General features: G+C 68.9%; 4 protein-coding genes. 2 read left to right on the forward strand and 2 right to left on the reverse strand.

Annotation, left to right across the window (positions count from 1 at the left end):
• The first annotated feature begins 187 nt into the window (after nucleotides 1-187).
• Nucleotides 188-2,902: a glycosyltransferase gene (locus V6M46_RS07660; protein ID WP_332663461.1), complete on the forward strand. Its 2,715-nt coding sequence runs from the start codon at nucleotides 188-190 to the stop codon at nucleotides 2,900-2,902.
• A gap of 9 nt (nucleotides 2,903-2,911) precedes the next feature.
• Here the strand turns inward: V6M46_RS07660 and V6M46_RS07665 are convergent, their stop codons facing one another.
• Nucleotides 2,912-4,171, reverse strand: a complete 1,260-nt coding sequence (locus tag V6M46_RS07665) for a nucleotide sugar dehydrogenase (RefSeq protein ID WP_332663463.1) — start codon at nucleotides 4,169-4,171, stop codon at nucleotides 2,912-2,914.
• A 249-nt stretch (nucleotides 4,172-4,420) separates the two neighbouring features.
• On the opposite strand from V6M46_RS07665, the gene V6M46_RS07670 reads away from it, so the two are divergent.
• Nucleotides 4,421-6,523 (forward strand): acyltransferase family protein, encoded by a 2,103-nt coding sequence (locus V6M46_RS07670; protein WP_332663465.1) that lies wholly within the window; start codon nucleotides 4,421-4,423, stop codon nucleotides 6,521-6,523.
• Here V6M46_RS07670 and V6M46_RS07675 read toward each other — a convergent pair.
• On the reverse strand, nucleotides 6,516-7,301 hold the full coding sequence (locus V6M46_RS07675; protein ID WP_332663467.1) for an exodeoxyribonuclease III: 786 nt from the start codon (nucleotides 7,299-7,301) through the stop codon (nucleotides 6,516-6,518). The two genes, V6M46_RS07670 and V6M46_RS07675, sit on opposite strands and share 8 nt — an antisense overlap.
• Nucleotides 7,302-7,509 lie beyond the last annotated feature (208 nt).

Raw genomic sequence — 7,509 nt, forward strand, 5'->3', positions numbered from 1 at the left:
CGACGGCGGCGGAGTCGGCCACCTGGGCGCCTGCCTTGATCGTTGCCGACATCACACCAGCTCCTGAGCTTCAGATCGGTACCGTGTCATCCGGTGCAAGGCTACGCGGGCGGGTGCACGCGCCGCCCGGAGGTCACGGGTACGGTCAGTACGCTAGGGCACTCGATACCGTCGACAAGGAGAACCAGTGGCTTTGGTCGAGGGATTCCACCCGCTCGGGCCCGTACCACGGCTGACGACAGCCCGGCGGGTGCTCATCGGGCCGGCCAACTTCAGCAGCCAGGCGACGCTGTGGGCGCGCGCTCTCGACCAGCGGGTGCCGGACACGTCGGCGCACAGCTACGCGCCCCGGAACGAGGGCTTCGACTTTCCCGCCGACATCCAGGTCGACCTGGAGACGTACCGGAGCGACAAGAAGTTCCATCGCGAGTTCCTGGACTACGTCGCGGCGAACTACACGCACGTCGTGATCGAGGCCGGCCGGTCCCTGTTCGGCCCGGCCAAGGACCGCGACGCCATGCGGGACGTGTCGCGACTGCTCGCCAGGGGGCTGAAGGTCGCTTTCCTGGCGCACGGGTCGGACCTGCGGCTGCCGAGCCGGCACATCGAGATCGAGCCATGGTCGCCGTTCCGGAACGCCGACCCGGAGGAGGTCGACAAGTACGAGAGATTCGCCCGCCGGACGTCGCGCATGTACAACAGCTATCCGGGGTCCGTCTTCGTGTCGACCCCCGACCTCCTGGAATTCGCGCCCGGTGCGACCTGGTGCCCGGTCGTGGTCGACCTCGACGTATGGCGCACCGACGACCCGGTCATGGAGCGTCGGGTTCCCGTCCTGGCTCATGCGCCGAGCCAGGGCTGGATGAAGGGGTCGGAGCTCGTCGACCCGCTGCTTCAGCAGCTGCACGACGCCGGGGAGATCGTCTACCGCCGAGTGGAGGGCATTCCGCACAGCGACATGCCGGCGGTCTTCCGCGGCGCCGACATCGTCATCGACCAGCTGGCGATCGGGTCCTACGGTGTGGCGGCCTGCGAAGGCATGGCGGCAGGGCGGGTCGTGCTGGGCCACGTCTCCGAGGCAACCCGGTCCACGGTGCGGGACCTCACGGGTGTGGACCTGCCGGTGATCGAGGTGGACGCCGAGACGATCGTCGACCGGATCCGCGAGCTGATGGCAGAGCCCGAGGCGGCCCGTCAGGCCGCCGCCCGGGGACGAGCCTTCGTCGAGCAGGTCCACGCCGGCGGGCAGTCCGCAGCGGCCTTGTCGTCGTTCCTCGACAGCCCTGACCGCGTGCCCGCCGACTGGCTCCCGACGCCGATCGGCACCAGGGTCGCGATGGTGTCGGGCAACGATGTCGTGATCGATGCGCGGGTCATGAAGTATGCGCAGACCGTGGCGGGGTGGGGCCTGGACGTCACGGCACTCGGCGTGGCCGGTCGTGCCCATCGGGGCCGCAGTGTCGTCGCCGGAGTCGTCGTGAACACCCCGGTGATCGGCCATCCCCTCTCGGATCCGGGTCGGGGGCTCATCGAGCGCATCACGCCCTGGTTCAGCAACCCGGAGGAGCAGCAACGCGCCAAACGACTGCTGGAACACCGGCAGCGAGAGCTGACCGCCCTTCAAGGAGGGATCCGGCGAGATCGCTACCGCGAGCCCGTGGCAACGGACCCGCCCGATGAGCGTCGGGCGGGGCGCACGCTCGCGAGGGCGAAGGCCGGACTGAAGGTCCGCCGGGCCGTGTTCCGTGCGCGCGGCATCAAGGTGGGGCTGATGCGCCGGTGGAGAGCGCGATTCTCGGCCGGCAGCGACCTCGGCGTGGGCGAGCACCGACGCCGGGTGCTGACCTTCTATCGCAGGTCAGGGCTGGCCAGGTGGCGGCGGGCGCTGCCCCAGACGCTCGATCGCGACTTCGTCCTGGGACCGATGCTGGACAAGCTGAGGCCGGACCTCATCCACGTGCACGACGTCTTCCTCCTCGGCGTCGCGATCCGGGCCGCCCAGCGCGCGGCCGCCGGCGGAAGAGTCGTCAGAGTCATCTACGACGCGCACGAATACCTCCCCGGCCTCGCGGTCGTCGATCCACGTGTGGTGGCGGCGTACTGCGATCTGGAGAGCGAGTTCATCCACGCTGCCGACCGGGTGATCACGGTGTCCGAACCGCTGGCCGACCACCTGCAACGCGACCACGGCCTCCGGCACAGGCCCGACGTCGTGCTCAATGCGCCGATCGATCCGCCCCCGGGGGAGGCGGTCACCGACGTTCGCGAGCTGCTCGCGCTCGGTCCCGAGACCCCGCTCCTGGTGTACGTCGGAGGTCTCAATCGCGCGCGCGGAGTCGCGACGGCCGTCGACGGCCTGGCCGGCCTCCCGGATGCGCACCTGCTCGTCGTCGCGCACGAGGGTCTGATCACCGGTGAGCTCCGGGCGCGCGCCAAGAAGCTGGGTGTCGTCGACCGGTTCCACGTCCTGCCGTACGTCGAACCGGGGCTGGTCCCGGACTACATCCGGACCGCGACGCTCGGCCTCAGCCCGCTGCTCCGCAGTGGCAACCACGACGTGGCACTGACCAACAAGTTCTGCGAGTACGTCGCCGCCGGTCTGCCGATCGTGACCAGTGACACCCCGGTCCAGGCCCAGCTGGTGCGCGAGCTGGGGCTGGGCACCGTGCATCGCGCGAACGATGTTCCGGACTTCGTCCGAGCGGTCGAGCAGGCCCTGGCCGACCACGACCGGCTCGCGGATCGGATTCGCGGAGACGAGAAGCTGCGTCACAGGTTCTCCTGGGCAGGGCAGGCCGAGGTGGTCCGCGACGTCTACACCGAGGTGCTGGGACCGCTGCCGTCGCAGGCGTGGCAGGAGCGTGCGACGCACATCTCCCGGCTCGGGGACATCCCCGAGTAGGTCACCGCGTCAGAGGCGCACGACAGCCGGATCGTCCGTCGCGCCCTTCGTGTCGAACAGCCGGCGGGCTGTGGTGGCCAGGTGCCCGAGGTCGTACTCGCGGTGGTTCTGCAGGAGGACCGACAGATCCGCGGTGCGCAGTGCCTCATCGAGATCCGGCGCGCGCGTGACGGAGGTGCCGTCGGGCCGCCAGTCGTCGACGTGCGGGTCGTGGAACACCAGATTGGCGCCCTTGTCCAGCAGCAGCCGGGCCAGGGGTGTCGCGGGTGACTCGCGCTGGTCGGCGATGTTGGGCTTGTAGGTGACACCGAGCAGCAGGATCGTCGCCCCGCGCAGCGCCTTGCCCTCCTCGTTGAGCAGGTCGGTGACCCGCTCCACGACGTACGACGGCATCTGCAGGTTGATCGACTGGGCGAGCTCGACGAACTGGAACGGGCGGCCCAGGGTCGACCGGACCTTGTACGACAGGTAGTTCGGGTCGATCGGGATGCAGTGCCCGCCGACGCCGGGTCCGGGGAAGAAGGCCTGGAACCCGAAGGGTTTGGTCGCCGCGTTGCGGATGACCTCCCAGAGGTCGATGTCCATCTCGTGGCAGAACTGGGCCATCTCGTTGACCAGGGCGATGTTGATGTGCCGGTAGGTGTTCTCCAACAGCTTGGTCATCTCGGCCTCGCGGGTGCCCTTCGAGGGCACGACCGTTTCGATGAATCGGCCGTAGAACTCGGTGGCGACGTCCGTGCACGCTGCGGTGTGGCCGCCCACCACCTTGGGGGTGTTGGCGATGCCGTAGGTGGGGTTGCCGGGATCGACCCGCTCGGGGCTGAACGCCAGGTGGAAGTCGGTGCCGGCCTTCAGGCCGGCCTTCTCCAGGATGGGCCTGACGACCTCGTCGGTCGTGCCCGGATAGGTCGTCGACTCCAGCACCACCAGGTGCGCCTTGCGCAGCTGGCGCGAGATCGTCGTCGTCGCCGCGATGACGGCTCCGAGGTCCGGCTCACCCTCGATCGACAGCGGTGTCGGGACGCAGATCACGATGGCGTCGGCCTCGGCGAGCGCGCCCTCGTCCGTGGTCGCCTTGAAGCCGAGGGAGATCATCTCGGCGATGTCGGCGTCCGTCAGGTCGTCGATGTGGCTGATGCCGCCGTTGAGCGTGTCCACCATCGCGCCGTTGACGTCGAAACCGACGACGCTGAGGCCGGACCGGGATGCCTGCTGGGCCAACGGGAGTCCGACGTAACCGAGGCCGATGATGGCCATGTCGATGGACAAAACAGGCTCCTTGATGGTGGGTTTGCTGCCTGCGGAAGGTTACCTCAATGGGGCGAATGCCCACCAATGGCCGGTTGCGGTCCCAGCCGGGCGGACCTGTCGGTGTGACGAGGACGATTGGGGTGGTGAGGAGCCTGTCGGGTATTCTGGCACGCGCCACCTGGCACCCCGACCGTGAGCATGACTGCCGGGCGAACCTGGCCGATGCCGGTGCCCGCCCCCTTCCCGCAGCAGATTGGAATCTCGACGATGCTCCGAGCAAGCCGACAGCGTCCGGCTGCGGTCCGTGAGGACCATGGACGGCTGTTGCGGCTGGACATCGAGGGGATGCGGGCGATCGCGGTCGGTGTGGTGCTGGCGTTCCACGCCGGCCTGCCGTGGTTCTCCGGTGGCTTCGTCGGCGTCGACGTCTTCTTCGTCCTGTCCGGCTTCCTCATCACCGGGCTGCTGGCGCGCGAGGTCGCGCGTACGGGCACGGTTCGCATCGGTAACTTCTGGGCCCGGCGCGTCAAGCGACTGCTGCCGGCCAGCGCGACGGTCCTGTTGTTCTCGGCGCTCGTGACGTACGTCTGGCTGCCGATCACCCAGCGGCAGGACTTCGGCGGCGACATCGTGTCGGCGGCTCTCTATGTCGTGAACTGGAGGCTGGCCGACCGGTCCGTCGACTACCTCGCCGAGGACATCGGCGCATCGCCGGTCCAGCACTACTGGTCGCTGTCGGTGGAGGAGCAGTTCTACGTCCTGTGGCCCCTGCTGATGGTGCTCGTCGCACTGGTCGCCGCGCGGCGGTGGAGGCTCGGCGCGTTCGGCGTGCTGGGGCTCGTGACGCTCGCCTCGTTCGCGTACTCGGTCCAGCAGTCCCACGACAACTCGGGCACGGCGTTCTTCGTGTCGACGACCCGCATCTGGGAGCTCGGCATCGGCGCCCTCCTCGCCCTGTCGGCGAGCCGGGTCGGGCAGCTCCCGCCTGTGCTGCGCGCGATCGGAGGCTGGCTCGGCCTCGCCGCGATCGCATACGCGGCGATGGCGTTCGACGGCTCGACCACGTGGCCGGGCGTCAATGCCCTGGTGCCGACGGTCGGCGCGGCCCTGATGATCGCCGGGGGCATCACCGAGGCGCGGTTCTCGCCGCAACGGCTGCTCAGCGTGCGTCCGATGGTGTGGATCGGCGGCCTCTCCTACTCGATCTACCTGTGGCACTGGCCGATGCTGGTCGCCGCCCAGGCGAAGTACCCCGACCTCCGCCTGCGCTGGACCGTGCTGCTGATGATCGCGTCGGTCGTCCCGGCGTGGCTGTGCCACAAGCTCATAGAGAACCCCGTCCGGTTCGGCACGCCGTTCAAACCCACGGGACGCGCGCTCGGCATCGGCGCTGCCCTCACGGCCCTCGGCGTCGGCATCGGCTTCAGCCTCAACGCCTCGGTGGCGCTCGGCGCGGTCGTCAAGGAGGCCTCGCCATCGGACAGCCCCGGCGCGCTCGCCCTCGACGACCCGGCCAATGCCGGCGTGGTCTGGAGCGACATCAAGGCCGTGGACAGGATGCGGCCCCTCCCGATCGACGCGCCCAAGGACCGGCCGCCGCAGTACGACACCCGCAAGGAGTGCCAGGTCCTCCACGGAGCCAAGCCGGTGGCGTGCGAGTTCGGCGACCTCAAGGGCGATCGCACGGTCGTCATCGTGGGCGACTCCAAGATCGTGCAGTGGCAGACCGCGCTCAGCTCGATCGCGAAGGCGCAGGACTGGAAGCTCGTGCAGCTCACCAAGTCGGCCTGCCCGTTCACCGCTGCTCACCGCGGCGGCGCTGACGGGGAGAACTGCCGCGCCTGGGGCAAGGACGTGATGCGCAGGATCCTGGCGATGAAGCCCGACCTCGTGATCACGTCGCACCGGCACTCCACAGCCGTGCCGGCCGGCGATACGGGGGGCAAGCCGGCCGACCGCGCGGCGATGCAGGCCGGACTCGTCGACTACTGGTCGAAGCTCACGAAGGCCGACATCCCGGTCGTCGCCCTGCTGGACAACCCGGCGCCGGACGAGGTGGTCTACGAGTGCGTCGCCCAGCACTCCAGGGACCTGCCCGCCTGCGCGTTCGACAAGACGCAGGCGATCCGCCACTCGGGTGCGGACGTGCAGAGGGCAGCCGCCGAGCAGGTGCCCGGCGTCGCAGTCGTGGACATGGCCGACACCGTGTGCCCCGACACGGATCGCTGCGCCCCGGTGATCGGCAATGTGCTGGTCTACCGGCAGGGCAGCCATCTGACCAGGGCCTTCATCGACAGCGCGAAGGACCGGCTGTCCGCCGCCCTGTGGAGCGAGACCCGCGGCCTCTTCGGTAGCCGCTCAGTCAGCTGATCTCGATGACGACGGGTGCGTGGTCGCTCGCGCCCTTGCCCTTGCGCTCCTCGCGATCGATCCACGCCCGGTCGACGCGCGACGCCAGCGCTTCCGACGCCAGGATGAAGTCGATGCGCAGGCCGCGCTTCTTGGGGAACGCGAGCTGCTGGTAGTCCCAGTAGGTGAACTCACCCGGGGTGTGCGGGCGTACGACATCGGCGTAGCCGGCGTCGAGGATCGCCTGGAATGCCTCGCGCTCGGGCTTCGAGACGTGGGTGTGGCCCTCGAACTTCGACATGTCCCACACGTCCTCGTCCTGCGGCGCGACGTTCCAGTCGCCGGTCAGCGCGATCTGGCCCCCGGGGTTCTCGGCGAGCCACTCGATCGACGCCTGGCGCAGCCGCTCGAGCCACGCGAGCTTGTAGACGTAGTGGGGGTCGTCGAGCGTACGTCCGTTGGGCACGTAGAGGCTCCACACGCGGACGCCGCCGCACGTGGCGCCGATCGACCGCGCCTCGACGATCTCCGGGTCACCGAACATGGGCTGGTCGTCCGCGAACGACGTCGTGATGTCGTCGAGCCCGACGCGTGAGAGCAGAGCGACGCCGTTCCACTGGTTGAGCCCGAAGTGGGCGTAGTCGTAGCCCATCGCCGACAGCTCGAGGCCGGGGAACTGGTCCTCGCGGCACTTGGTCTCCTGGATGGCGAGCACGTCGATGTCGTTGCGCTCGAGCCAACCGGTGACCCGGTCGATGCGGCTGCGGATGGAGTTGACGTTCCAGGTCGCGATGCGCACCCGACGAACCTACTCGGTCGTCCGGACGGGTCGAAAGGATGCCTGCACCCCTTGACAATTCAACATACGATGAATTTTAATTCAACATGCACAGAATTTCAGCCAAGAGGAGAACCATCATGAGCACCACAGAAACCCGGGACGGAGCCCGCATACGCACGGGCCCGGTCCTCGCCGTCGTCTCGCTCGCCCTGATGACGGTCGTGTC

It is taken from the genome of Aeromicrobium sp., assembly GCF_036676885.1.
In the GTDB taxonomy this organism is placed as follows: Bacteria; Actinomycetota; Actinomycetes; order Propionibacteriales; family Nocardioidaceae; genus Aeromicrobium.